Origin of the sequence: Synechococcus sp. MIT S9507 (genome assembly GCF_047304715.1) — a bacterium.
GTDB lineage: Bacteria > Cyanobacteriota > Cyanobacteriia > PCC-6307 > Cyanobiaceae > Synechococcus_C.
This window is the reverse complement of sequence record NZ_CP138970.1, coordinates 1,363,655-1,387,451: the sequence shown is the minus strand read 5'-3', so window position 1 is coordinate 1,387,451 and position 23,797 is coordinate 1,363,655. Positions and strand designations below refer to the sequence as shown.

The following is a 23,797-nucleotide window of genomic DNA, read 5'->3' as shown; positions in this document are numbered from 1 at the left end:
ATCTGGGGAACGGTTGAACCTGCAGGGCTGGATCTGAAAAGTTGTCACTGCCGATCGGATAGCTGGTGCTCATGCTGCTTTCTGATCCAGAAGGCTGGCTGCATAAGCCTCAGCTTCATGCAGGTCTCCGCCTGCCAGTTCGGCCAGCTCACGCTGTCGCTGCTGGGTGTCCCGCAGCTGGGACACTCGTGAATAAGTCACTCCAGCGACAACGTCTTTACTGACGCGGAAATGCTGATCTGCAGCTGCGGCGACAAGGGGCTGATGGGTGACACAGAACACCTGGCGATGTTTTGACAACAGCCGAAGCAGATCAGCCATGGCACCACTGACACGACCGCTCACTCCTGTGTCGATTTCATCGAAGAGCAAGGTGCTGGATCCATCAACCTCGGCAAGGCAGGTCTTCAGGGCCAGCAGAAAACGCGACATCTCACCTCCGGAAGCCACTTCAGCGAGCGGTGCCATGGGCTGTCCTGGATTGGCCGAAAACAGGAAACAGATCGCATCCGCACCGGTCTCGCCAGGCTCGGATGGTTCAACAGCGACCTCAAAACGCACATTGGCCAATCCCATGGGCCTGAGATGATCCATCAACCGTTTTTGCAGCTTCGCCGCAACAATCAGTCGCATTGAATGCAGAGAAGCATTGCTGCGATCACGAATCACACAAGCCGCCTGCTCCTTGCTGCGCAACTGCTCAATCAGTGCATCAACACCACCTGACTGCTGACGGTCACGCAGCTCATCGCGTCGCTTGATCAGATCACTCAGATTCTGACCATGCCTGCGTTCCAGGCGCTTGAGCTCGGCCAGACGATCCTGAAGAAGAGAGAGACGATGGGGGTCACTATCCAGTGAGGCTCCGTAACTCTCCAGTTCCCGGGTCAGATCCTGAGCAGCGGTTTCAAGATCCAGGCATCGATCCTTGATGGAATTCAGCGATGGATCAAGGCCCTGCATCTGCTGCAACTCATGGCTGCAGGCATGCAAATGCTCGATGGCTGAAGGTGCCTGATCAGCCCCATCCATCAGACGCCCGATCAGAAGACCGAGGCCCTGCTGCAGGCGCACACCGTGAACAAGACGATCCTGCTCCCGCTCGAGCAGCTCAATCTCCGCAGGGTCATCAAGCTCGGCCCGGTCGAGTTCCACCAGCAACAGATCAAGCTCCTCCCGCTGCTCCTGAAGACGCAGCTGATCGGTTTCAGCGCGCTCAAGCTCATTTCGACAGCGGACCCAGTCACTCCAGTGGCTGCGAACCTGGTCAAGCTGAACCTCAAGAGAAACACCCCCAAGACGATCAAGCCAGCGTTTCTGCAGACCGGGACGCGCCAGCTGCTGGGTCTGACCCTGCACGGTGAGATCGATCAGCAGTGGACGCAGCAGCTGCAGCTGCTGACGATTGACCATCACACCATTCAACCTCGAGCGACTGCTGAAACGTTCGTCCTGGCGCCGCCATTCCCGGCTCACCACCAGCTCCTCATCTCCATCAGGGATCTCCTGCTCAAACAACCAGCGTCTGGCAGCTGCGCCAGGTCGAAAACTGGCCTCGATTACAGCCCGCTCACATCCGGAACGCACAAGGCGCAGACCGGCGCCCGCCTGCAGGCCTCCAAGCACGGCATCAAGAGCATCAAGAAGGATCGACTTACCTGCTCCCGTCTCACCTGTCAGCACGGAGAAGCCTTGATCAAAAGCAAGATCGAGGCTGTCGATTAAGGCGATGTTCTCGAGTCGCAGACCGGATAACACGGCAGACCCCGGTGTTGGTGCTGACCGTAGCGGCGGCTCAGCTCGATTAGAAGGGGTGCACATGGCATTGCGGCCGGTGGCCCCACAAGAACTCGGCGATTTCATCGAAGCGGCCGGTCTACTGACCTATGACCCGGCTGCCATCACCCGCATCTACGCGGGGCATCCGCAGAGATTGCTGAGGCGTCTCTGGCAGACCCTGGTGCCGATTGGAATGCTCTTGATCGGAATCGGCTTTGACTGGATCTTCCAACTGCTCAAGGATCCGAAACGGGCACGAAGCCGAGCCAAGGAATGCGCCGAGCTGCTTGTGGAACTCGGCCCGGCCTTCATCAAGGCAGGTCAGGCTCTGTCAACGCGACCAGACATCGTTCCTCCGGTGCTCCTTGAGGAACTGGCCCAGCTGCAGGACCAGCTTCCAGGATTCGACAGCGCTCTGGCCATGGCTTGCATCGAAGAAGATCTGGGCGCTCCCGTCGACAGCATTTATGCAGAACTGGAACGCGAACCCATTTCCGCTGCCTCTCTCGGCCAGGTGCATCGAGGAACCTTGCACGACGGCCAACGTGTTGCCGTGAAAGTGCAGAGGCCCGGACTGCGTGAACAGATCACGCTTGACCTCTACATCGTGCGCAACATCGCTGCCTGGCTCAACAGCAACATCGGCCTGATCCGCAGCGATCTGGTTGCACTGATCGATGAACTGGGCAGTCGGGTGTTCGAAGAGATGGACTATCTCAATGAAGCGTCAAATGCGGAGAAATTCAGCGAGCTTCATCAACAAAATCCCCGCATCGCCGTTCCACACATTTATCGAGAAGCGACCAGCCGAAGAGTGCTGACGATGGAATGGATCGACGGCGTCAAACTCACCAATCTTGAAGCGGTGAGAGATCTGGGGATTGATCCAGACGACATGGTCTCTGTGGGCGTGAACTGCAGCCTGCAGCAACTGCTTGAACACGGCTTTTTTCATGCCGATCCACACCCAGGCAATCTGCTGGCCCTTGCTGATGGGCGGCTTTGCTATCTGGATTTCGGAATGATGAGCGAGGTTTCCCGTGAATCACGGACCGGTCTGATCCAGGCCGTTGTTCACCTGGTGAACCGCAATTTCGGCAAATTGTCAAAAGATTTCGTCAGCCTCGGATTCCTTGCGGAAGACGTGAACCTGGAGCCGATTGTTCCGGCTTTTGAAACCGTATTCAGTCAGGCACTGGAAGCGGGTGTCAGCCGCATGGACTTCAAAGCGGTCACCGATGACCTGTCCGGGGTCATGTACAAATTCCCGTTCAGAGTTCCGCCTTACTACGCACTGATCATCCGATCGCTGGTGACCCTTGAGGGAATTGCTCTGAGTGTGGATTCTGACTTCAAGATTCTCGGAGCCGCCTATCCCTACTTCGCTCGCCGACTGATGGAGGATCCGGATCCACAGCTCAGGCAAAGCCTGAAGGAGATGTTGTTCGACGGCGATATCTTCAGCTGGACCCGTCTGGAAAATCTCGTAGCCAGTGCAGCCAGTCAGGACCAGCTGGATCTGGAAGCCTTGCTGGATCAGGTTCTTGATTTCCTGGTGTCAACCCATGGGGGCATGTTGCGCCATCAGATTGTTGAAACTGCAGCCGACCGCATCGACTCACTCGGATGGATGACCCTGCAACGCATTGGCAGGCGCCTCCCCCGTCAGTTGCAACCAACCCGCCTCATGACGTCAGGAGCCGAACTGGATCAGGACTTCTACATGGACCTTGAACCGATCCGCCAACTCATCCAGGTTCTCCAGCAGCTGCCTGGATTCAGCCCGGATCTGCTGTTCAGCCGCTTGCCGAGATTGATGCGTGAACCAGACGCCCGACGCATGGGAGTTGAACTCGCACAGGGTCTGGCCGAACGAGGAGTTGTCCGACTGGTCAAAGCGGCGGCAGGAGTCTCCCCCTAGATTCCGATCACTTCGTTCTGCTCATGTCTGCACGATCACGCCTTCGCAGGCACGCTCTGGCAACAGGCTCAGCGATGGCTCTGAGCCTGCTGGGTGGTCTCCTGCCCGTTCACGCCGCCAAGGACGTTGCTCTTGTCAGTGGAGCTTTCATCCGTTCAATCAGTGTTGCGGACCTGGCCTACCTGGCTGAAACAGGCGAAGCGCGTGGGTTGTTGGTCGACCTCCTGAAACTGAGCAGACAGGATCCTGAGGATGTGGCGAAACTGCTCAATCAGGAACTGAATCTGCCACTGGTGCTGACCAGCAGGCTGATGTCCACAAGAATCGGAGATGTGATTCTGACCAGAGTGGCTCGGATCATCTATCCATTGAAAGTGCCCGCCCCCTCGGTGAGTGTTCCTGCCATCCGCGCCGGTGTGATCAATGGACTTCAGATCGGTGAAGGCGGATTGACAGCAATCAAATTTCTAGAGGCCTATCCATCAGACGTGATGGAAGTGAATATTCCTGCACTGATGGCTGTGATCGAAAAAGCGGAATCGATCGCAGGCCTGGTTCAGTTCTTCTCAGATTCCCCTTTGGACGGTCTGAAGGACGGCAGCAACTGAATCAGGTTGCTGTGCCTGCCACATAGATTCCTGAGGAACATTGCCCTCCGCAGGTGTCACTGCTCAACAGCTTCCGTCGCCGCTTTTCCCCTGCTCCTGTCATGCAGGACTGGCCAGGGCTGATTGAGGCTTACAGAACCTGGTTACCCGTGAGCAACTCCACTCCGGTGGTGACCTTGAGGGAAGGAGCAACACCGCTGATACCAGTGCCTTCGATCGCTGAAAGGATCGGAAAGGGAGTGAAGGTTTATGTGAAATACGACGGGTTGAATCCGACTGGTTCGTTCAAGGACCGGGGTATGACCATGGCGATCAGCAAGGCCAAGGAAGCTGGATGTGAAGCCGTGATCTGTGCCAGTACCGGCAACACATCAGCGGCAGCCGCGGCCTATGCAAGACGTGCGGGGATGAGGGCCTTCGTGCTGATCCCCGATGGATATGTCGCCCAGGGAAAGCTGGCTCAGGCGCTGGTCTACGGAGCCGAGGTGCTCGCGATTCGGGGCAACTTCGACAAAGCTCTCGACATTGTGCGTGAGGTATCGGATCAGTACCCGGTCACCTTGGTGAATTCGGTGAACCCCTATCGCCTTCAGGGTCAGAAAACAGCCGCATTCGAACTGATCGACGCCTTAGGAGAAGCCCCTGACTGGTTGTGCATTCCCATGGGCAACGCCGGCAACATCACCGCCTACTGGATGGGCTTCCAGGAGTATCACCAGGCGGGCCGCAGCCGCACTCTGCCCAGAATGATGGGTTTCCAGGCCAGTGGATCAGCTCCGTTGGTCAACGAAACCACCGTGACCGATCCAGAAACGATCGCCACGGCCATCCGCATCGGCAATCCTGTGAACAGGGAAAAAGCCATTGCCGCAAGGGCAGCGAGCAACGGCGCATTCCTGGATGTGACAGATGAGGAAATCATTCAGGCCTACAAGCTGCTGGGAGGGCATGAAGGTGTGTTCTGTGAACCAGCCAGCGCTGCTTCAGTGGCGGGTCTGCTCAAACGCAAAGACGAAGTGCCTGCGGGAGCCACGGTGGTCTGTGTTCTCACAGGCAACGGACTGAAAGACCCTGATTGCGCCATTAACAACAACGACGCCGCCTTCCATACCGATCTGGAACCGGATCTCGGCACTGTGGCCAGGGTGATGGGTTTCTGAATCAACACCACAGCCGGACATCGTCATGAATGTCAAAAGGCCCCTTTTAAGGGGTTTTTTGATGTCGAAAGCCTGGATAAGAACAGCAACCAGATGATGAACTGCCTGCGGAAGCCTGCAGAAAACCCCGCCTCAAATCTGTGGAGACCCTGCTCCAAATGGCCCTGAACAGAACCCTCCGCCTTTCCCCAGGCTGTTGATTCTGTGAGAAACCGCTGTTTCTCCTCATCGGCGAAAAAAGATTCCCCAGGCCTGTGCGATCAGGAAACCATTGGCCTGAATGAGGCTTGGTGGTTTTCCACGATTTCCACAGGCCCTACTACGGCTGTTTTAGTTGTTTGATTTAAAAGACTCAACAGCCAGTAAGAAGCATGAACGGCATGTTCGTTTGGACCATTGCGCTTCGTGCGTGCCTGTGAAACCGTGGGTGACCTCAGGCCTTGCAGCGGACAACGTCGCCATGAAACTGGTTTGTTCCCAAACGGAACTCAACGCTGCGCTGCAATTGGTCAGCAGAGCGGTTGCACCAAGACCGACCCATCCGGTGCTAGCCAACGTGTTGCTGACCGCTGATGCCGGCACCGATCGACTCAGTCTCACAGGCTTTGACCTCAACCTGGGCATTCAGACGTCTTTGTCAGCCACCGTTGAAACCAGCGGTGCGGTGACCCTGCCGGCGCGGCTCTTCGGTGAGATCGTCTCGCGTCTTTCCAGTGATTCACCAATCACTCTTGTCACCGACGAAGCCGGGGAACAGGTTGAACTCACCAGCCTGAGCGGTAGCTATCAGATGCGAGGCATGCCTGCTGATGACTTTCCTGAGCTGCCTCTCGTTGAGAACGGCACAGCGCTCAAACTCGATCCGGCAGCCCTTGTCAAAGCACTGCGCAGCACCCTGTTCGCCAGCAGTTCCGACGAAGCCAAGCAGCTGCTCACCGGAGTGCATCTCCGTTTTGATCAGACCAGCCTCGAGGCGGCTTCCACGGATGGTCATCGTCTGGCCGTGCTCAGCATCAACGACGCACTCCAGGCCCCCCTAGCCCTCTCCGATCTTCAAGCTTCAGAGGAGGCTGGTCTCGCGGTCACCCTGCCGGCTCGCTCCCTTCGTGAGGTTGAACGCCTGATGGCGGGATGGAAAGGGACGGATGCCGTGAGTCTGTTCTGTGAGAGCGGTCAGGTGGTGGTCCTGGCTGCAGATCAGATGGTGACCAGTCGCACGCTTGAGGGTACATACCCCAATTACCGCCAGCTCATTCCTGATTCCTTCAACCGCATTCTTGATCTAGACCGTCGGGCTTTCGTCGCCTCACTTGAACGCATCGCCGTCTTAGCTGATCAGCACAACAATGTGGTGCGTATCGGCAGTGATCCTGAAAAGGGTCTGGTTCAGATCAGTGCTGATGCCCAGGATGTGGGCAGTGGTTCGGAGTCCCTGTCCGCAGAGATTGAAGGCGACCCCGTTCAGATCGCATTCAATGTGCGCTATGTGCTGGATGGTCTGAAAGCAATGGATTCAGAGCGTGTTCGGCTGCAGTGCAATGCCCCGACAACTCCGGCCATCCTTTCACCGTCAGACGATGCTTCAGGTCTCACCTATCTGGTGATGCCCGTTCAGATTCGTTCCTGATTTTGACGCTGCCTGACCCACTCCTGCTCAGCGATCTTCTGAGACATCGCGTCCGCTGTGACCAGGGACTTGATCACGGCATTGGAGTGATGGCCTGGATGCATCCTCCGGTGCATCGCCTCCTGGGCTGGGTCAGCCGTCCTTCCGCTTTGCGTGGCACCCGCGCCGTCTGGCGACTGAATCAGTGTCGTGGTCTTGAGGATCAACAGGTGTTTGTGAAGGGGACACCGTCGGAGATTGATCAGCTCACCCTTGAGAGGCTTCCCACCCTGCTTGATGCCGATTTGCTCGATTTCGCAGGAGAGCGGCTTGGCCAGATTGCAGACCTTGCGTTTGTCCCCTCCACCGGTGAGATCCTTCATTACCTGGTATCCCGCAGCGATCCTCGTCTGCCAGGAACCAGCCGCTGGAGACTGACACCTGATCGCATTGTTGATCAGCAGCCAGGACTGGTCTCCACCGGTCTTCGTGATCTGGATGACCTGCCCGAGGCTCGTGCCAGTGTTCGTCAGGATTTCGTTCGCAGGTCCCGTCACTGGCGAGAGCAGTTGCAACAGTTCGGCGATCGTGCCGGAGAAAGGCTTGAAGGTTGGTTGGAGGAACCTCCCTGGGATGAACACCTCTCTCGAAGTGATTTGAATGAGCCAGATGGTTCTCCTCAGGCCATGGATTCAGATCCACTGGAGGATTGGACTGACGACGACTGGATTGATCGCGAGCCGGTCATGCAGAACCGCAGGTCTGTGGAACGGGATGGTGATCCCTGGATCTGATTGGTCACGGACTGGCCGTCGGCAACACTGGGAGTAGATGACCTGTTGACTGTGGTCCAGTCTTCTTCTGCGGCTGAGACATTTGATGTCGATGCCGCCCTCCGCCAGGAAGGGCTCACCCAGCAGGATTACGTCGAGATTCAGCGGAGGCTGGGCCGTGACCCCAACCGGGCTGAACTCGGCATGTTCGGAGTGATGTGGTCCGAGCACTGTTGTTATCGCAATTCCAGACCGTTGCTCAGTGGCTTTCCGACTGAGGGGCCTCGCATCCTGGTGGGTCCCGGAGAAAACGCCGGTGTGGTGGATCTTGGAGCTGGCCATCGCCTTGCCTTCAAGATTGAGAGCCACAACCATCCTTCGGCGGTGGAACCCTTTCAGGGAGCAGCCACAGGTGTTGGTGGAATCCTTCGCGACATCTTCACCATGGGTGCTCGTCCGATCGCTCTGCTGAATGCTTTGCGCTTCGGCCCTCTGGAGGATTCCGCCAACGTTGGACTGATGCAGGGCGTGGTGGCTGGCATTGCCCATTACGGCAATTGCGTGGGTGTTCCCACCGTGGGTGGTGAAGTGGCTTTTGATCCCTCCTACAGCGGAAATCCCTTGGTCAATGCGATGGCCCTCGGTCTGATGGAGACCGACGACATTGTGAAATCAGGAGCCTCCGGGGTTGGCAACCCCGTGATTTACGTAGGCAGCACCACGGGGCGTGATGGCATGGGAGGAGCCAGTTTTGCCAGCGCTGAGCTGAGTTCCGCTTCGCTGGATGATCGTCCAGCTGTTCAGGTGGGAGATCCTTTTCTGGAAAAGGGATTGATTGAAGCCTGTCTGGAAGCATTCCAGAGCGGTGATGTGGTGGCCGCTCAGGACATGGGCGCTGCCGGTCTCACCTGCAGCTGTTCGGAGATGGCAGCCAAAGGCGATCTTGGAATTGAGCTTGATCTCGACAAGGTTCCTGCTCGAGAGCAGGGGATGACGGCTTACGAATACCTGTTGTCTGAATCGCAGGAGCGCATGCTGTTTGTGGTGCGTGCCGGTCGTGAAGAGCCTTTGATGGAGCGTTTCCGGCGCTGGGGTTTGCAAGCTGCAGTGGTGGGTCGTGTTTTGGCGGAGCCTGTGGTTCGGGTGCTTCAGGCAGGCGCTGTGGCCGCTGAGGTTCCCTCAAGGGCATTGGCGGAAGATACGCCTATCAATCACCATGAGCTGCTCAGTGAGCCTCCTGCTGAGATTCAGGAGCTGTGGCGCTGGTCGGAAGCGGACCTTCCCCTGCAAGAGCATGGCCATGACTGGGGCCAGAGTCTGCTGCGCTTGTTGGATGATCCCACGATTGCGAGCAAACTTTGGGTGCATCGTCAGTACGACCAGCAGGTGCTGGCCAACACTGTGGTGTCTTCGGGATCCGCAGACGCAGCTGTGGTCAGACTCCGGCCGCAGCAGGGTGAAGGGTCACTGGGCCGCTCAATCAAGGGAGTGGCTGCCACGGTGGATTGTCCCAATCGTTGGGTTGCACTGGATCCTGAGCGGGGAGCTCAGGCAGCTGTTGCCGAAGCGGCACGCAATCTGAGTTGTGTTGGCGCTGAACCTCTCGCAGTCACCGACAATCTCAATTTTCCTTCGCCTGAAACCCCGAAGGGCTATTGGCAGCTTGCGAAGGCATGCCGAGGTATTTCGGATGCCTGCAGAGCACTCAACACCCCGGTGACCGGTGGCAATGTCTCGCTCTACAACGAGATCAAAAACGATGACGGCACTCTGCAGCCGATCCACCCCACTCCTGTGATCGGCATGGTGGGTGGTGTCGATGACATCACCACCGTGATCGGTCTGGGATGGCGACAGGCCCATGATTCCATCTATCTGATTGGTGTCGGCCCTGAAGACGCCAAGGCTCCCTCTCTGGGTTTGGCAGGCAGTGCCTATCAACAGCTGATGACAGGGTCTCTGGCTGGTCGACCACCTCTGCCGGATCTTCTGATGGAGGCCAAGGTTGGCTGCCTTGTGCGTGAGGCGATTACTCGAGGTCTGCTTGGCTCAGCTCATGACTGCAGCGATGGCGGTCTATGCGTGACTTTGGCGGAATCTTCGATTGCTTCGGGGTTGGGAATTGAGATCGATCTCAATGTTCAGGGTGTGCGTTTGGATCGAGTTCTCTTTGCGGAAGGTGGGAGTCGGATCGTGGTGTCGGTGAAGGCGGATTGCATTGGGCAATGGGAGGCTCTGCTGGTTGAGAAGGATGCATTGCCAATCACTCGGATTGGTGTTGTGAGCGACCACCCTTATTTGCAAGTACGTGCTGATCAGGATCTTTGTCTGAATCTGGAGATTGATCAGTGTCGTGATGTCTTTAACAGTTCACTACCGCGGCGAATGGATCGAATCCAGGAGGTTTCTGAATGACCATGAGCTGCTTTGCTAAAGTTAAAGGACTTTTTTTAGTCCCCTTGTTTGTCTTCTTTGATAAACAAAACAGGAATTCCTTTATGAATTCTCAGGGCGTATTCAATTTGTTTGATAATCTCATTGGCGGAGTGTAGTCATGTGTGGAATTATCGGTGTTTTTTCTGTTGATTCTGTTAATCAGCAGATTTATGACAACCTCCTTCTGCTTCAGCATCGTGGTCAGGACTCTGCAGGAATCGTCACGATGGATAAGTACACATTCCATGTTCACAAACAACGTGGGAGGGTGCGTGAAGCATTCCGAACGCGTGATATGCGCAAACTGCTCGGGAATGTTGGTATAGGTCATGTTCGCTATGCCACGAGAGGTGCAGCGGCAGCTGAAGATGAGGTTCAACCTTTTTATGTCAATGCTCCCTATGGGATCACTTTTGTTCACAATGGCAATCTGACCAATACAAGTCAGTTGGAACAGGATCTTTTCAAGATTGATCGACGCCATACCAACTCTTCCAGTGATACAGAGATGTTGGTGAATGTTCTCGCAACAGAGATCCAGTCTCACCTCACTGGCCCAGATCTTTCTCCCGATCAATTGTTTGACGCAGTGTCATCGCTGCATCGCAGAGTCAAGGGTTCCTATGCAGCAATCGCTCTGATCTCAGGTCGCGGCCTTCTGGCTTTCCGTGATCCCTTTGGTATCAGACCGTTGATTCTTGGCCGCAGAACTTCAAAAAAGGGACGAGATGAATGGATCGTGGCGAGTGAATCGCTCGTTATTGAAAACAGTGGTTATGAAATTGTTCGTGATGTTGAACCTGGAGAAGCAATCTTTATCGATTTTGATTTTAATCTCCATCAACGTCAGTGTGCGCAGTCTTACCAGCTTGTTCCCTGTGCTTTTGAATACGTTTATCTTGCACGGCCCGATTCCGTCATGAATGGGATTTCTGTTTACGAAACAAGGTTGCGGATGGGTGATCTGCTTGCACAAACAATTTCTGAATCATTACCAGCCGGTGATATTGATGTTGTGATGCCAATACCGGATTCGGCTAGGCCTTCTGCGATGCAAGTGGCAAAGCAACTTGGCATTGAATATCGGGAGGGATTTTATAAGAACCGTTATGTCGGACGTACGTTCATCATGCCTGGTCAGGCGGAAAGAAAGAAATCTGTGCGCCAGAAACTCAACGCGTTAGGTACTGAATTTTCTGGAAAAAATGTTTTGATTGTCGATGATTCCATTGTCCGTGGTACGACTTCTAGGGAGATTGTTCAGATGGCACGTGATGCTGGAGCGAATCAGGTCACGTTCACATCAGCTGCGCCCCCTGTGCGTTTTCCCAATGTCTATGGAATCAACATGCCTACGAGGGGCGAGCTTCTAGCTCATGGTCGATCGACCGATCAAATCGCAGATGTGCTGGCTGCGGATCATGTTGTTTATCAGAGCGTTGATAATCTAAAAAAAAGTATTGTTCAGGGAACCGATATTCAAGACCTTGAAATGTCCTGTTTTGATGGTCGCTATGTGACTGGAGATATTGATGAAAACTACTTCGAGTGGTTGGAGGGAAATTGCACTTCTTGAACAGAATTTTGAATTGATTGATGAATCAACTCAGCTCAGGAGTGGAACGAGCTGAACCAGTGTTTCTTCTGCTTTGAATTTCAGCTGCGTGGGTTGATTACTTTCCATGCTGATTGTTGAGTTTTTGATGCGGGCATGGCGCCCTTTGTTGGTGACAACACCCACCAGACCTGCGCTTTCACAGACTGAGACCAGGCGATCAGTTTTTTTGTCATCGCTGTTCACTTTCACAGCGATTTCCCCTAGATCTCCACGTTTGCAACGACGCAGTTCATTCAAAGAGAGGCGAATCAAACCACCGTTGTTGGTTCCAATCAGGATCTCCCCAATGCTGTTTGCGTCGGAATTGTTGGCTTCGGAGGTGCTGTTGTTAGCGGGTTGGCTGACAGCTCCAACAAGGTTCTCTCCGGGCAGCATGCGCATGGTCATTGGTCCCTGGGCCAGTTTGCCCATCAACGGCAGGCACTGCTCTTCAATCGGCAAGCAGAGAATTCGACCGATGTCGCTGACCAGAGCCACGGTCCCCCCCTGTTCGCAAATCACTGCTGAAAGCAGTGAGACGCCCTCCTTCAGTTTGAGAATGGTGGCGGCGCGGCCCGATAGCTCCTGAATGTCGTCCAGTGGAAGTCGTTTGAAGCGTCCGTCTGTGGTCAGCAGACCAAGAGACATGCGGCTGTTGGTGTCTTTGTCATCAGCAGCGGGAAGTCGAAGCAGGTTGATCACTGTTTCGCCTTCCAAAGCGGTTGGCAGGAAACGCTCCAGCCCACCGGGTTGCTGACCTGCATACTCCCAGCGCAGCAGGGCGATGCGACCACTGGCGGTGAGTGCCAGCAGTCGTGGTGCGGGGTTGATCGGCAGGATCAGTCGTGCTGGCGACGGTTCATCGCCCAGACCAACTGGTTCATTGAGATGCAATCGGCCGAGCAGCTGGGGGCTCACCACCTTCACCTGCCCATCGGTCTGGATCAGGATCCGTGATTCAGGTGGCAGAGCATCGAGGGCCTGACGGCGTTGCAGTTCGGCATTGGGGCGCTGGCTTGCAGCTCGTTCAGCCAGCAGGTGATCACCTCCCTCCACCAGACGTGTGCGGCGGGGGCTAGCAAAACGTTTTTTCAGGTGGCGGAGTTCCTGAACCAGGGCATCCAGCAGCTGTTGTCGATCGTCCAGTAGCAATTTCAGTCTCTGCCGCTCAGCTCGCAGTTCATCGGCCTCCTGGCGAAGGCTCTCTTGCTCCAGCCCCGTGAGCCGACGCAAGGGCATGGCCAGAACAGCATCAGCCTGTCGCTCGCTCAGATCCAGCTGCACCATCAGGCTCGCCCGGGCCGTTGATGCATCGCGCGCCTCCTGAATCATGGCGATCACTTTCTGCAGGGATGCCAGCGCTGTGATCAGACCTTCCACCACCTCGAGCCGGTCTTCCGTTTTGCGCAGGGCATGGCTGGTCCGGCGTATCAGCGTCAGCTCCCGATATTCCAGGAAGGTCTGCAGCAGTTGCCGCAACGACAGTTGGCGAGGTTGACCATCCACAAGTGCCAGCAGGATGGCTCCGAAGTTGCTTTGCAGAGATGTGCGGCGCTGCAAGTCCTTCAGAACCACATCCGTCTCGGCGTCTCGCCTCAGTTCCACCACAATCCGCATGCCTTCGCGGTCGCTTTCATCGCGTATGTCGGCAATGCCACCGATCTTTCCGTCGTTGACCTGTTCAGCAAGCTTTTCGATCCAGCCAGCCTTGCTCAGCTGATAAGGCAGCTCAGTGACAATCACCGCATTGCGTTTGTGTTTGCCCTTTCCAGGTTGCACTTCCTCCACGTGGGCGACGCCCCGCATGGGAATGCTGCCGCGACCGCGGAGATAGGTGTCGCGGATTCCACTGCCCAGCAGCACTTCACCGCCTGTGGGGAAATCAGGCCCTGGAATCAGAGCCAGCAACTTCTCATCGCTCAGATCCGGTTTTCGCACCAGCGCCACCAGTCCATCCACCACTTCGCCCAGGTTGTGGGGGGGGATGCTCGTGGCCATGCCCACCGCGATTCCGGCACAGCCATTCAGAAGCAGAAACGGCAGCTGGGCCGGCAGCACAGTGGGTTCCTGCTGGGAACCATCGAAGTTGGCAGCGAAATCGACCGTGTCGTCGCCGATTTCATCCAGCAGCGCCTCGTGGGCAATGGGAGCCAGCCTCGTTTCGGTGTATCGCATTGCGGCTGGAGGATCGTCGTCCACGGAGCCGAAGTTGCCGTGGCCGTCCAGAAGGGGATGGCGACTTGAAAAAGTCTGGACCTGCCTGACAAGGGCGTCGTAGACAGCCTGATCACCGTGAGGGTGGTATTTGCCGAGAACGTCGCCGACAACGCGGGCGCATTTGCGGTAAGGGCGGTCCGGGGTCAGCCCTAGTTCATGCATCGCGTAAAGGATGCGTCGCTGAACGGGTTTGAGACCGTCGCGAACATCCGGCAGTGCTCGACCCACGATCACGCTCATCGCGTACTCGAGATAGGAGCGCTGCATCTCCTGATGCAGGGCGATCGGTTGAACGCGCTCCTCGGCCATCCGCTCCGGAATCAAGAAGGCAGAAGGCGCTTAGCCTACAGATCTTCCTTCTGAATCACTCAGCCGATTTGGGATCGGCGTTTGCTTCAGCACGTTCAACGGCACCTCTGAGGCTGGGCGTCGTCAGCAGAACTTCAGTTGCCTGGCGAAGTTTCGAGCCCCAGAGTTGATTCTCCTGATGCCCTGGAAGCACGTAATTGGGATCTTCAGCGAGCGCTTTGCGAGCCAGTTCAAGCGATTCAGCATCACCCGGAGACTGTTGATTGAGTGCAGCCGCCAAAGCCAGCATCGGTTCAGGATTGCGTTTGATCGACAGGACGGAACGCCAGCGTTTGATGGCTTCGGGTGTTTTGCCCATTTCGAACAGAACCAGTGCCTGATTGTTCAGCGCTTCCCAGAAGCTGGGTTTGATGGTTGTGGCCTGTTCGAATGCCTTCAGAGCTTGTCTCAGGTCAGACTGCATCACGCGGGCATTGCCGAGATCGAAGTAGGCACCGGCATTTTTGGGATCCAGTCGCAGACCTTCATCGAGAAGGGAGATGGCGTCGTCCGGTCGCTCGTCCCGCAGTGCGATGGATGCCTCAGCGAACCAGAGTCCGGCTTTCCCCGGTTTCAGTGCCTTGGCTTTGGCCAGTGAACCAGCGGCCGCTTTGAGCTGATTGCTGCGCAGTTGCGCTTCGGCCAGCACCGACCACAGTCGTTCGTCATTGGGTTGAAGGCTTACAGCCAGTGCAGCGAGACTTGCCGCTTCCTCCGGCTGTCCCAGACGCAGCAATTGTGCAGCGGTCCGGCCGATGCCGACGCCGGCACCTTCAAGTTCCTGAGCGCTGGGTGTGTAGACGTATGGGGTCAGAGCCCTGACCGGTGCGGCGCCGAAGGCAGCAAGGGCTCCCGTCAGCATTGATATCACCAGAGCCCGATGCCTGCCCCGTTGTCTACGAGCACGAACTCCCATCGCTGATCCAGCACTCAACCCACACTAGGGGGGTTGTCAGGTCTGGCAGCTGCCGCATTGCGCCTCCACATCCAGGGTTTGATCCTGCGCAGAGCTGATCCGCGCAGCCGTTCATCCCAGTCTTCATCGGTCCAGTTCTGGACATGCTCCGCTTTGAGATCCAGCAACCAGGGCCTTGGCTGCACATCCGGGTCGTCGCTGGAAGGAATGGAGCCGTGATTGAACGGACAGACGTCCTGGCAGATGTCACATCCAGCGACCCAGGGTCCCATGGCTTCGGCCATCGCTTCAGGCAGTTCAGGATTGCGGTTTTCAATCGTGTGAAAAGCGATGCAGCGCCTTGCATCCACCACGAAGGGTTCGGTGATCGCAGAGGTGGGACAGGCCTCAATGCAGGCTCGACACTGCCCGCATCGCGCTTTGGCTGGTTGATCGGCCTGAAGAGGTTCGGTCGTGATCAGGTGACCGATCACCATCCATGAACCCCTCCTGTTGTGAATCACGTTGCTGTGTTTGCCGATCCAGCCCAGCCCAGCCTCCTCAGCCCAGGCTTTGTCGAGCAGCGGTTCTGCGTCGACGCAGACCCGCCAGTTGCATTGCGGCCGCACCGTTTGCAGCCAGCGGCCAACCCTTCTCAAGCGTTGATTCACCACCCTGTGGTAGTCCCTCCCCCACGCATAGCGGGCCACTGCAAGACGACCCGGATGCCGGTCTGCGGAAACGTGGTAATTCAATCCCACCGCCAGGATGCTTTCAGCACCCTCCAGCAGGCGTGCCGCTGACAGTCGACGCGGTGCCGCCATCCAGTTCATGTCGGCCTGATGGCCTGCCTCCAGCCAGCGCTGCAGCGCGGCGGTCCGCATCTGCAATCTTTCACTGCCTGGCAGGGAGGCGATGCCGACGGGGTCAAAACCCTCGTTCCTGGCCTGTTGCTTGAGGGCCAGGCTCAGCTCTGCAACGTTGGCTGGAACATTCAAAAAGCTGACCTTAAAGTTGGGCACCCTTCTGGCATCGTGCCTTGTCATCTCCCTCCCAAGACTCTTCTTTGCGTGCAGCACCTTTGTTGCGCTGGTTGGGAATCACGTTGGTGCTCCTGCTCTCGATTCAGATTGGAGTGGTTCTCAGTGCCGCCGATTGGAGCGATGGGGTTTTTCAGCAGCTTCTGATTGAACGTCTTGTGAGCCAGGCTCCGATGGGTTTCGTCGGTTTGCTGCTCATGCTGATTGGGTCCCGCCTGGATCACCCGCAGCAGCACCGCACACCGATTCGCTGGGTCGTCTGTGTCATCTCAGCGATTCTCGCTGTGGCCATGATCGCTGTGATTCCTCTTGGAATCTCAGGAAATCAATCCTTGACGGGTGAGGCTGATCAGACCCTTGAGCAAAGGCGCAACCAACTGGAAATGGCCCGTCAGCAGTCGGCGAATCCTGAAAATGTGAAGGTTCTCGGTGAACAGTTGGCTCAGGCAGGTCAGCTTCCTGCTGATGCCACCGAGGAGGACAAGATTCAGGCTGCTCAGACGTTCATCGACAAGCAGTTGTCACAGATGACCGAGCAGATTCAGCAGGCCGAACGCCAACGCGATCTGACCATCAATCAGCGTTTCTTCGGAGGCACCGTCAGTGCGGTCGTGTTGGCGGTGGCGCTGGTATTGCTCGCTCTCAGCGCTGTCCTCTGACCGCTGGTTAAGTTGGTCTAATTCGTAGGCTCCAGGCCCCGGGCGTTCCTTGGTTCAGTCCAATCCAAGACCTGACCTGCCGCTTAGCGCCAGGCTTCAGAATGACCTCAAGAACGACCTGATTGCAGGTCTTCTTGTGGTCATTCCGCTCGCCACCACAATCTGGCTCTCCACGATCGTCAGCAGGTTTGTGCTGGCGTTCGTCACATCGATACCGAAACAGTTCAATCCATTCATCAATCTCAATCCTCTTCTTCAGGATCTGATCAACCTGGCCCTCGGTTTGACGGTTCCTCTGATGGGAATCCTGTTGATCGGTTTGATGGCAAGAAACATTGTCGGGCGCTGGTTGCTGGAATTCGGTGAGGGAACGCTGCAGCGCATTCCTCTTGCCGGTTCCGTTTACAAAACTCTCAAGCAGCTTCTTGAGACTTTTCTCCGCGACAATTCTCGACGATTCCGACGGGTTGTGCTGGTGGAATATCCGCGGGAAGGTCTTTACAGCGTCGGTTTCGTCACGGGGCAGGTGGGACCTTCACTTCAGTCCGACCTCGGTCAGGATCTGCTGAGCGTGTTCATTCCAACGGCACCCAATCCCACAACTGGTTGGTACACCCTGGTTCCCGAGGCGTCTGTCAGAGAGCTCGATATTTCTGTCGAAGATGCGTTCAGAACCATCATTTCCGCGGGGATTGTTAACCCTGACGAACGCGAAGCGCCAGTGAATCGCAGTTTTTCCAGTCTGATCGCCCAGCTCAGAGCTTCTGTGGCACCCTCATCGTCCTGAGTCGTTCGTTCGATACATCCCGCCGCTTATGCAGACCCGAACCCTCTCCCGTGAGCTTGCGCTGTTTGTGCTCGGTCAGTGCGCTGAACGGGAGCGTTCCTCAGCGGCGCAGGACAATCTCGAGACACTGCTTCAGAAAGCTCTCGACAGCCTGATGCAGCACTGGCGCGAGGTGCTTGATCATTGCGCCGGTGATCTGGACAAAGCTCAGCAGTCTCTGCTCGACAGCGAGTTGCAGGAGGGCAGTGCCTCCACTGATATGGCTTCTGTACGCACCCATCTGCGCGACACGCTCACAGGGGCGGAACAGGTGCTCAACGGCCTTTCGGCCAGTCTTGAGTTGCCTCGTCTTCTGGCGCTTGCTGATCAGGAACAGGTGCGTCAGGAAGCCATGCGTCGGATTCAGCTGGTCCTGAAGTCTCGTCAGGACATTGACGACGAACTCGACGGCGTCATGGAGGGTTGGAGGCTCAGTCGGCTGCCTCGCATTGATCGCGACATCCTGCGACTGGCAGTGGTTGATCTACGTTCGATGAACACGCCGGCTTCCGTCGCCTGCAGTGAAGCCGTGGAGCTGGCCAATCGCTACAGCGATGCACAGGGCCGTCGCATGATCAATGGGGTTCTGCGGCGTCTTCAGAACGCCACCGCCTAGGCGCTGCTTTTATCCGCATGGTTTACGACTGGTTCAATCGAAGTTCCGAGGCACCCCAACCCCCTGAGCAGCCATCGAAGTCTGAGCAGCCTCTCGATCCTGCAACCGCTCAGGACGGTTCCGAAGAAAGCGCATCGGTCCAGGAATCTGCGCAGTCCGAATCCGAGCCTTCTGCTGCTCAATCCCTGCAGGAGTCAACGGATCAGTCCTCCGATGCTTCTGCTGAGGATGACCCGCTTGAGTGGGCACGGCAGGCCTATGCCCGCCTGAAAGCCCAGAAGGAGCTTGGGAAGACCACGCAGTCAGTGGCGCTGGAAGCGTCCGTGACGGCTGAACCTTTGACTCCCGAACCGATTGCGTTGACTCCCGAGCCATCTGCGCCTGACTCTGTGGTCCCAGCATCAGAGCCAGACTCAGCACAGCCATCTGCAGAGCAACAGCCGTCTTTATCCCAGCAGCCGACTGCACCTGTTGATGTTCCTGGTAATGCTCCGGCACCAGGACTGTCTCTGCTTGAACAGGCAGCGGCCCAGCGGCAGCAACGACAGCAGCAGTTGGAACAGGCTCCGACCCCTGTCGCTGCTGAGCAGGTCAAGCCTGCGCCTGTTGAGCCCCAGCAGACCGCTGATCAGTCCGATGAGCCCAGTCTCGGCGAGTTCGACGAAACGTTCACCTGGTCAGCGGAGGTTCTTGCCGCCCAGGGTGTTCGGGCTGATCAGATCACCCTTGAAGAGATCGATTGGCTTGGCCGTCTCCGTCAGGGCCTTGAAAAGACCCGTCAGGGTTTTGTCACAGGTCTGCTGGAAAACCTCGGCGATGACCCGCTCACTCCGGAGGTGCTTGACGATCTCGAGTCGTTGCTTCTGCGAGCAGACGCTGGAGTGCAGGCCACAGATCAGGTGCTCGATGCTTTGAGAAGGCGCATGAATGAACAGGTGGTGGATCCCACTGAAGGCATCCGCTTCCTCAAGGAACAGCTTTGTGAGCTGCTCGACCAGCCTATGCGTGACAGCGGCGTGAAGTTGCTTGCTCCGCAGCGTGATCATCTCAACGTGTGGCTGATGGTCGGTGTGAACGGTGTTGGCAAGACCACCACCCTTGGCAAACTTGCCAACCTCGCCGTTCGTAGTGGTTATTCGGCGATGATCGCAGCAGCCGATACCTTCAGGGCTGCTGCGGTTCAGCAGGTGCAGGTCTGGGGAGACCGCAGTGATGTGCAGGTCATTGCCAACCCTTCCTCCAATGCTGACCCAGCGGCGGTGGTGTTTGATGCGATTGGAGCAGCCCGAGCCAAGGGCACGGATCTTGTGTTGGTCGACACGGCCGGTCGCCTTCAGACAAAACACAACCTGATGGAGGAACTGGAGAAGATTCGTCGCGTTGTGGATCGTCTGGCTCCTGAAGCTCATGTGGAATCCTTGCTCGTGCTTGATGCCAGCCAGGGACAGAACGGTCTCAAGCAGGCGATGGCCTTTGCCAAAACCGTTGGACTCACCGGTGTGGTGATCACCAAGCTCGACGGAACGGCACGAGGTGGAGTGGCTCTGGCTGTGGCTTCTGAGGCAGGTTTACCAATCCGTTTTATTGGTGCAGGCGAGGGAATCAGGGATCTGCGGCCCTTCAATAGTTTCGAGTTTGTGGAAGCACTGCTCGCGGGTCGCTGACGGTTGTCTGCTGTGCGGATCTGAAGCAGTCAGCTTTCTCCGTGCGGAGTTGCTACCTTGCGGAAACTGCCAGGGTTGCCATGAGCAGCAATCCATCCCGGCGCCTTCCGGCCTCTTCGCTTCGCTCGGGGCCTCAGTCACTGACCGCGACAACGTCGCTGCGTCAGTTGCTTGACAGTCTTTCCAAGGAACAGCGTGCCAATCAGGAGCTGCTGGTTTCGATCGGCTTCGCTCTGCGCAGTTTCACCAACCTCAAGCGGTTTCTTGAGCTTGTGCCAGTGGTGGCAGCTCGTCTGGTGGGGGTTGATGGTGCATTGCTCATCCCTTATCACCCTGACGGGCGTCTGTGGACTGACCAGTTGCAGATGCTCTCCGTCTTGCGATCGGAGACGTTGCTGCAGGCGGTGATCAACCATGAGCCTGGACGTTCCACCGGGTTCGGTTCCGATGATGCTCTGGTGCTCGGCCTTGATCGACTGGTGCAAAGTCATCTCGGATCTGCTGGTGTGTTCGCAACGTCACTGGTGGCCAGAGGTCGCCAGCGTGGACGTCTCTATGTGTTCAACACGTCTGGCTCGCTGGTCTGGAGTGATTCTCACCGTCGCAATGTGCAGCTCGTGGCGGATCTCACCGGTGTTGCGATCGAAAACGATCAGATGCTCCAGGAGGCCCGTCTGCATGAGCGAATGGATCGCCAGCTCAGCATCGGTGCCGAGATTCAGGCCCAGTTGTTGCCGGATCATTGTCCGGTGATTGAGGGTGTCGAACTCGCGGCCCGTTGCCGTCCTGCCTTTCAGGTGGGTGGCGATTACTACGACTTCATCCCCACGCGTCCGGAGTTGATCGGTCGACGGCGAGAGCGAGGTCGCTGGTCGCTGGTGATGGGCGATGTGATGGGTAAGGGCGTTCCAGCCGGCCTGCTGATGACGATGCTGCGCGGCATGTTGCGTGCGGAAGTGCTGAGCGGATTACCGCCGGACCGCATTCTTCATGATCTCAACCAGCTCGCGCTTGAGGATCTGTCCCAGTCCCATCGCTTTGTGACTCTCTTTTATTCGGACTTTGATCCGCGAACGCGACGGCTTCGCTTTGCCAATGCAGCTCACAATCCCCCTTTGATCTGGCGGGCACAGCAGCGCTGCATCAGTCGGCTGGATGCACCGGGTCTGTTGATCGGTCTGCAGCCTGAGGCTGAATACGGAAGTGGTTCCACGGTGCTCGAGCCCGGCGATGTGCTGCTGTATTACACCGATGGCGTGACCGAGGCTCCGGGCCTGACCGGAGATCGCTTTGATGAAGCGCGCCTGATCCGCAACCTCGAGACTGCCTGTCGTTCGGGCACGGGCTCGCAGGGAATTCTTGATCAGTTGTTCAGTCGTCTCGATCGTTTTGTGGGGGCGGACAGACAACTCGAGGATGATGCCTCGATGGTGGTTCTCAAGGTTCGGGAAGAGGTGATGTTGCCATCGGTTCCACGGTCTCCGGCCTGACAAGCTGAATGGGTCTGTGTTGAGGGTGGACGATGGCCGGTGGAGTGACGGGCGGAGGCTCCGCCACCTGGAGTGATCGGTTCGAACAGGGACTGCATCCGGCGATCGAACGGTTCAATGCCTCGATCGGCTTTGACATCACCCTTCTGCAGGAGGATCTTGATGGTTCAGTGGCCCATGCCCGCATGTTGGCCGACTGCGGCGTTATCGACCAGGCGGAAGCGGATCAGCTCTGCAGCGGTCTGGAACAGATCCGCGCGGAAGCGGCTGCCGGCAGCTTCAATCCCGGCATCGACGATGAGGATGTGCACTTTGCAGTAGAGCGTCGTTTGATTGCCCTGCGCGGGCCTGTGGGAAAAAAGTTGCATACAGGACGCAGCCGCAATGATCAGGTGGGCACGGATCTGCGTCTGTGGCTTCGCCGTCGCATCGATGAGCTGGACCCGCTGGTGCGGCTGTTTCAGACCGCTTTGCTGCGTCAGGCGCTTGATCACCGCAACACGCTGATTCCCGGTTACACCCACCTACAGAGGGCGCAGCCCGTGTGTCTGGCGCACCATCTGCTTGCTTATGTGGAGATGCTCGAGCGCGATCGTCAACGGTTTGAGGATGTGCGCAAGCGCGTCAACTGCTCGCCGTTGGGTGCCGCAGCCCTGGCTGGAACGCCTGTGCCGATCAATCGGCACAGCACCGCCGCAGCCTTGGACTTCGAAGGGATTTATGCCAACAGCCTGGATGCTGTCAGTGACCGTGATTTCGCTGTGGAGTTTTCAGCTGCCGCTTCGTTGTTGATGGTGCATCTCAGTCGTCTGGCCGAGGAGGTGATCTTCTGGGCTTCCGAGGAATGCGGATTTGTGCGTCTGAGTGATCGATGCGCCACCGGCAGCAGCCTCATGCCGCAGAAGAAAAATCCTGATGTTCCTGAACTGGTTCGCGGCAAGTGCGGCCGGGTGTTCGGACATCTGCAGGGATTGCTGACCATGATCAAGGGGCTGCCGCTGGCTTACAACAAGGATTTTCAGGAAGACAAGGAAGCTCTTTTTGATGTGGTGAACACCAGCTTCCAGTGCCTCGAGGCGATGACGATTCTGATCGAGGAGGGTCTGAGCTTTCGTCCTGATCGGCTGGAAGCCGCTGTCGGTTCTGATTTCTCCAATGCCACCGATGTGGCCGATTATCTGGTGGCTCGACAGGTTCCTTTCCGCGAGGCTTATCAGATTGTTGGATCGGTGGTGAAACAGTGCCTGAGCGATGGGCTTTTGCTGCGTGATCTGAGCCTTGAACGCTGGCGACAGTTTCATCCCTCCATTGACGCCGACCTGTTTGATGCTCTCGCACCTCGGCAGGTTGTTGCCGCTCGCCTCAGTGAGGGTGGCACTGGGTTTGCTCGGGTCGAAGAGCAGCTTGCACTCTGGAGCGATCGGCTTGGATTAGCGAATCACTGATCATTTCGCGAGACCGGGTCTAACCTGTGAATGCCAGAGGCTATTGATCCCTCAGTGGACCCTGAACCGATGGCTTGTCTGATCCGATTGGGTCCTTTCTCTTCAGGTCCAGCAGTCAAGTGAGCATTTTTGTCGGCAATCTGCCCTTCCGCGCTGAGCAGGAAGACGTGATCGAACTGTTTGCCGCTCATGGAGAGGTCACGAACTGTGCCCTTCCTCTTGAGCGTGACACCGGTCGCAAACGTGGTTTCGCTTTCGTGGAGATGGTCGATGAAGCGGCGGAGGCCGCGGCGATCGAAGCTCTGCAGGGCGCTGAGTTAATGGGGCGTCCCCTACGCATCAACAAGGCTGAGCCCCGGGGTAGTGCACCTCGTCGTGGCGGCGGTGGCTACGGCGGCGGTGGTGGCTACGGCGGCGGCGGTGGCTACGGCGGCGGCGGTGGCGATCGACGCTCCGGTGCCCGTGGTTGGGAAGATCGCAGTTATGGAGGCGGCTCGTCCGGTGGCGGTTACAGCGGTGGCGGAGCTGCTGGCGGTGGAGACCAGTCTGGATCTCCTTATGGTGGTGGTCTTGAAGACGGTCGCCGTAGTCGCCGTAGGGGTGGTGCTTCCCAGAATCATGGTGGAAGCAGCGGTTATGGCGGCAGCGGTGATGGTGGTGGAGATGATTACGGCGGTTACGGCGGCGCCGAAGGCTGAGCAACCGATCTGTTCAGTT

Annotated in this window: 18 protein-coding genes; 14 read left to right on the top strand and 4 right to left on the bottom strand. The window is 57.1% G+C overall.

Annotation, left to right across the window (positions count from 1 at the left end; all coding sequences use genetic code 11):
• Nucleotides 1–69: 69 nt before the first annotated feature.
• The gene (recN, locus tag SIB83_RS07290) at nucleotides 70–1,758 is read right to left on the bottom strand and encodes a DNA repair protein RecN (protein WP_413747230.1); all 1,689 of its coding nucleotides are present in this window, start codon (nucleotides 1,756–1,758) and stop codon (nucleotides 70–72) included.
• Between the two features lie 61 nt (nucleotides 1,759–1,819).
• Here recN and SIB83_RS07285 point away from each other — a divergent pair, with 61 nt between their 5' ends.
• The 7 genes from SIB83_RS07285 to purF all read left to right on the top strand — a co-directional run bounded on the left by SIB83_RS07285 (nucleotide 1,820) and on the right by purF (nucleotide 11,859).
• On the top strand, nucleotides 1,820–3,700 hold the full coding sequence (locus tag SIB83_RS07285) for an ABC1 kinase family protein (protein WP_413406188.1): 1,881 nt from the start codon (nucleotides 1,820–1,822) through the stop codon (nucleotides 3,698–3,700).
• A gap of 23 nt (nucleotides 3,701–3,723) precedes the next feature.
• Nucleotides 3,724–4,308, top strand: a complete 585-nt coding sequence (locus tag SIB83_RS07280; RefSeq protein WP_413747229.1) for an alpha/beta hydrolase — start codon at nucleotides 3,724–3,726, stop codon at nucleotides 4,306–4,308.
• A gap of 101 nt (nucleotides 4,309–4,409) precedes the next feature.
• Complete coding sequence (gene thrC / locus SIB83_RS07275) at nucleotides 4,410–5,468, top strand: threonine synthase (RefSeq protein ID WP_413406186.1); 1,059 nt, start codon at nucleotides 4,410–4,412, stop codon at nucleotides 5,466–5,468.
• 460 nt (nucleotides 5,469–5,928) lie between these two features.
• Complete coding sequence (gene dnaN, locus SIB83_RS07270; protein ID WP_413747320.1) at nucleotides 5,929–7,095, top strand: DNA polymerase III subunit beta; 1,167 nt, start codon at nucleotides 5,929–5,931, stop codon at nucleotides 7,093–7,095.
• Nucleotides 7,096–7,097: 2 nt separating this feature from the next.
• Nucleotides 7,098–7,868, top strand: coding sequence for an RNA methyltransferase (locus tag SIB83_RS07265; protein ID WP_413747228.1), 771 nt, complete (start codon nucleotides 7,098–7,100; stop codon nucleotides 7,866–7,868).
• Nucleotides 7,869–7,919: 51 nt separating this feature from the next.
• On the top strand, nucleotides 7,920–10,262 hold the full coding sequence (purL, locus tag SIB83_RS07260) for a phosphoribosylformylglycinamidine synthase subunit PurL (protein WP_413747319.1): 2,343 nt from the start codon (nucleotides 7,920–7,922) through the stop codon (nucleotides 10,260–10,262).
• 139 nt (nucleotides 10,263–10,401) lie between these two features.
• Nucleotides 10,402–11,859, top strand: coding sequence for an amidophosphoribosyltransferase (gene purF, locus SIB83_RS07255; protein ID WP_413404642.1), 1,458 nt, complete (start codon nucleotides 10,402–10,404; stop codon nucleotides 11,857–11,859).
• A 30-nt stretch (nucleotides 11,860–11,889) separates the two neighbouring features.
• On the opposite strand, the gene SIB83_RS07250 is transcribed toward purF, so the two are convergent.
• The 3 genes from SIB83_RS07250 to queG all read right to left on the bottom strand — a co-directional run bounded on the left by SIB83_RS07250 (nucleotide 11,890) and on the right by queG (nucleotide 16,338).
• A complete protein-coding gene (locus SIB83_RS07250; protein ID WP_413747227.1) occupies nucleotides 11,890–14,406 on the bottom strand; it encodes a DNA gyrase/topoisomerase IV subunit A in 2,517 nt (838 codons plus the stop codon).
• A 55-nt stretch (nucleotides 14,407–14,461) separates the two neighbouring features.
• Complete coding sequence (locus SIB83_RS07245) at nucleotides 14,462–15,307, bottom strand: tetratricopeptide repeat protein (protein WP_413747226.1); 846 nt, start codon at nucleotides 15,305–15,307, stop codon at nucleotides 14,462–14,464.
• 68 nt (nucleotides 15,308–15,375) lie between these two features.
• On the bottom strand, nucleotides 15,376–16,338 hold the full coding sequence (gene queG / locus SIB83_RS07240) for a tRNA epoxyqueuosine(34) reductase QueG (protein WP_413404636.1): 963 nt from the start codon (nucleotides 16,336–16,338) through the stop codon (nucleotides 15,376–15,378).
• A 41-nt stretch (nucleotides 16,339–16,379) separates the two neighbouring features.
• Between queG and SIB83_RS07235 the strand changes: the two genes are divergently transcribed.
• From SIB83_RS07235 to SIB83_RS07205, 7 genes are all read left to right on the top strand, one after another.
• Nucleotides 16,380–17,039, top strand: a complete 660-nt coding sequence (locus SIB83_RS07235) for an HpsJ family protein (RefSeq protein ID WP_413747225.1) — start codon at nucleotides 16,380–16,382, stop codon at nucleotides 17,037–17,039.
• Nucleotides 17,040–17,088: 49 nt separating this feature from the next.
• A complete protein-coding gene (locus SIB83_RS07230) occupies nucleotides 17,089–17,826 on the top strand; it encodes a DUF502 domain-containing protein (protein WP_413404632.1) in 738 nt (245 codons plus the stop codon).
• 28 nt (nucleotides 17,827–17,854) lie between these two features.
• Complete coding sequence (gene nusB, locus SIB83_RS07225; RefSeq protein ID WP_413404630.1) at nucleotides 17,855–18,481, top strand: transcription antitermination factor NusB; 627 nt, start codon at nucleotides 17,855–17,857, stop codon at nucleotides 18,479–18,481.
• A gap of 17 nt (nucleotides 18,482–18,498) precedes the next feature.
• A complete protein-coding gene (ftsY, locus tag SIB83_RS07220) occupies nucleotides 18,499–20,145 on the top strand; it encodes a signal recognition particle-docking protein FtsY (RefSeq protein WP_413747224.1) in 1,647 nt (548 codons plus the stop codon).
• 80 nt (nucleotides 20,146–20,225) lie between these two features.
• Nucleotides 20,226–21,635 (top strand): PP2C family protein-serine/threonine phosphatase, encoded by a 1,410-nt coding sequence (locus tag SIB83_RS07215; RefSeq protein WP_413404626.1) that lies wholly within the window; start codon nucleotides 20,226–20,228, stop codon nucleotides 21,633–21,635.
• Between the two features lie 32 nt (nucleotides 21,636–21,667).
• Entirely contained in the window at nucleotides 21,668–23,080 is a 1,413-nt protein-coding gene (gene argH / locus SIB83_RS07210) for an argininosuccinate lyase (RefSeq protein ID WP_413747223.1), read from the top strand.
• Nucleotides 23,081–23,199: 119 nt separating this feature from the next.
• Nucleotides 23,200–23,778, top strand: coding sequence for an RNA recognition motif domain-containing protein (locus SIB83_RS07205; RefSeq protein ID WP_413747222.1), 579 nt, complete (start codon nucleotides 23,200–23,202; stop codon nucleotides 23,776–23,778).
• The last annotated feature ends 19 nt before the right edge of the window (nucleotides 23,779–23,797 follow it).

What these genes read in the sequence shown, in the direction of transcription:
- SIB83_RS07285 (WP_413406188.1), top strand. Translation starts at nt 1,820, where the DNA reads ATGGCATTGCGGCCGGTGGCCCCACAAGAACTCGGCGATTTCATCGAA.
- purF (WP_413404642.1), top strand. Translation starts at nt 10,402, where the DNA reads ATGTGTGGAATTATCGGTGTTTTTTCTGTTGATTCTGTTAATCAGCAG.
- SIB83_RS07250 (WP_413747227.1), bottom strand. Translation starts at nt 14,406, where the DNA reads ATGGCCGAGGAGCGCGTTCAACCGATCGCCCTGCATCAGGAGATGCAG.
- nusB (WP_413404630.1), top strand. Translation starts at nt 17,855, where the DNA reads ATGCAGACCCGAACCCTCTCCCGTGAGCTTGCGCTGTTTGTGCTCGGT.
- SIB83_RS07215 (WP_413404626.1), top strand. Translation starts at nt 20,226, where the DNA reads ATGAGCAGCAATCCATCCCGGCGCCTTCCGGCCTCTTCGCTTCGCTCG.
- ftsY (WP_413747224.1), top strand. Translation starts at nt 18,499, where the DNA reads ATGGTTTACGACTGGTTCAATCGAAGTTCCGAGGCACCCCAACCCCCT.
- dnaN (WP_413747320.1), top strand. Translation starts at nt 5,929, where the DNA reads ATGAAACTGGTTTGTTCCCAAACGGAACTCAACGCTGCGCTGCAATTG.
- thrC (WP_413406186.1), top strand. Translation starts at nt 4,410, where the DNA reads ATGCAGGACTGGCCAGGGCTGATTGAGGCTTACAGAACCTGGTTACCC.
- SIB83_RS07245 (WP_413747226.1), bottom strand. Translation starts at nt 15,307, where the DNA reads ATGCTGACGGGAGCCCTTGCTGCCTTCGGCGCCGCACCGGTCAGGGCT.
- argH (WP_413747223.1), top strand. Translation starts at nt 21,668, where the DNA reads ATGGCCGGTGGAGTGACGGGCGGAGGCTCCGCCACCTGGAGTGATCGG.
- SIB83_RS07280 (WP_413747229.1), top strand. Translation starts at nt 3,724, where the DNA reads ATGTCTGCACGATCACGCCTTCGCAGGCACGCTCTGGCAACAGGCTCA.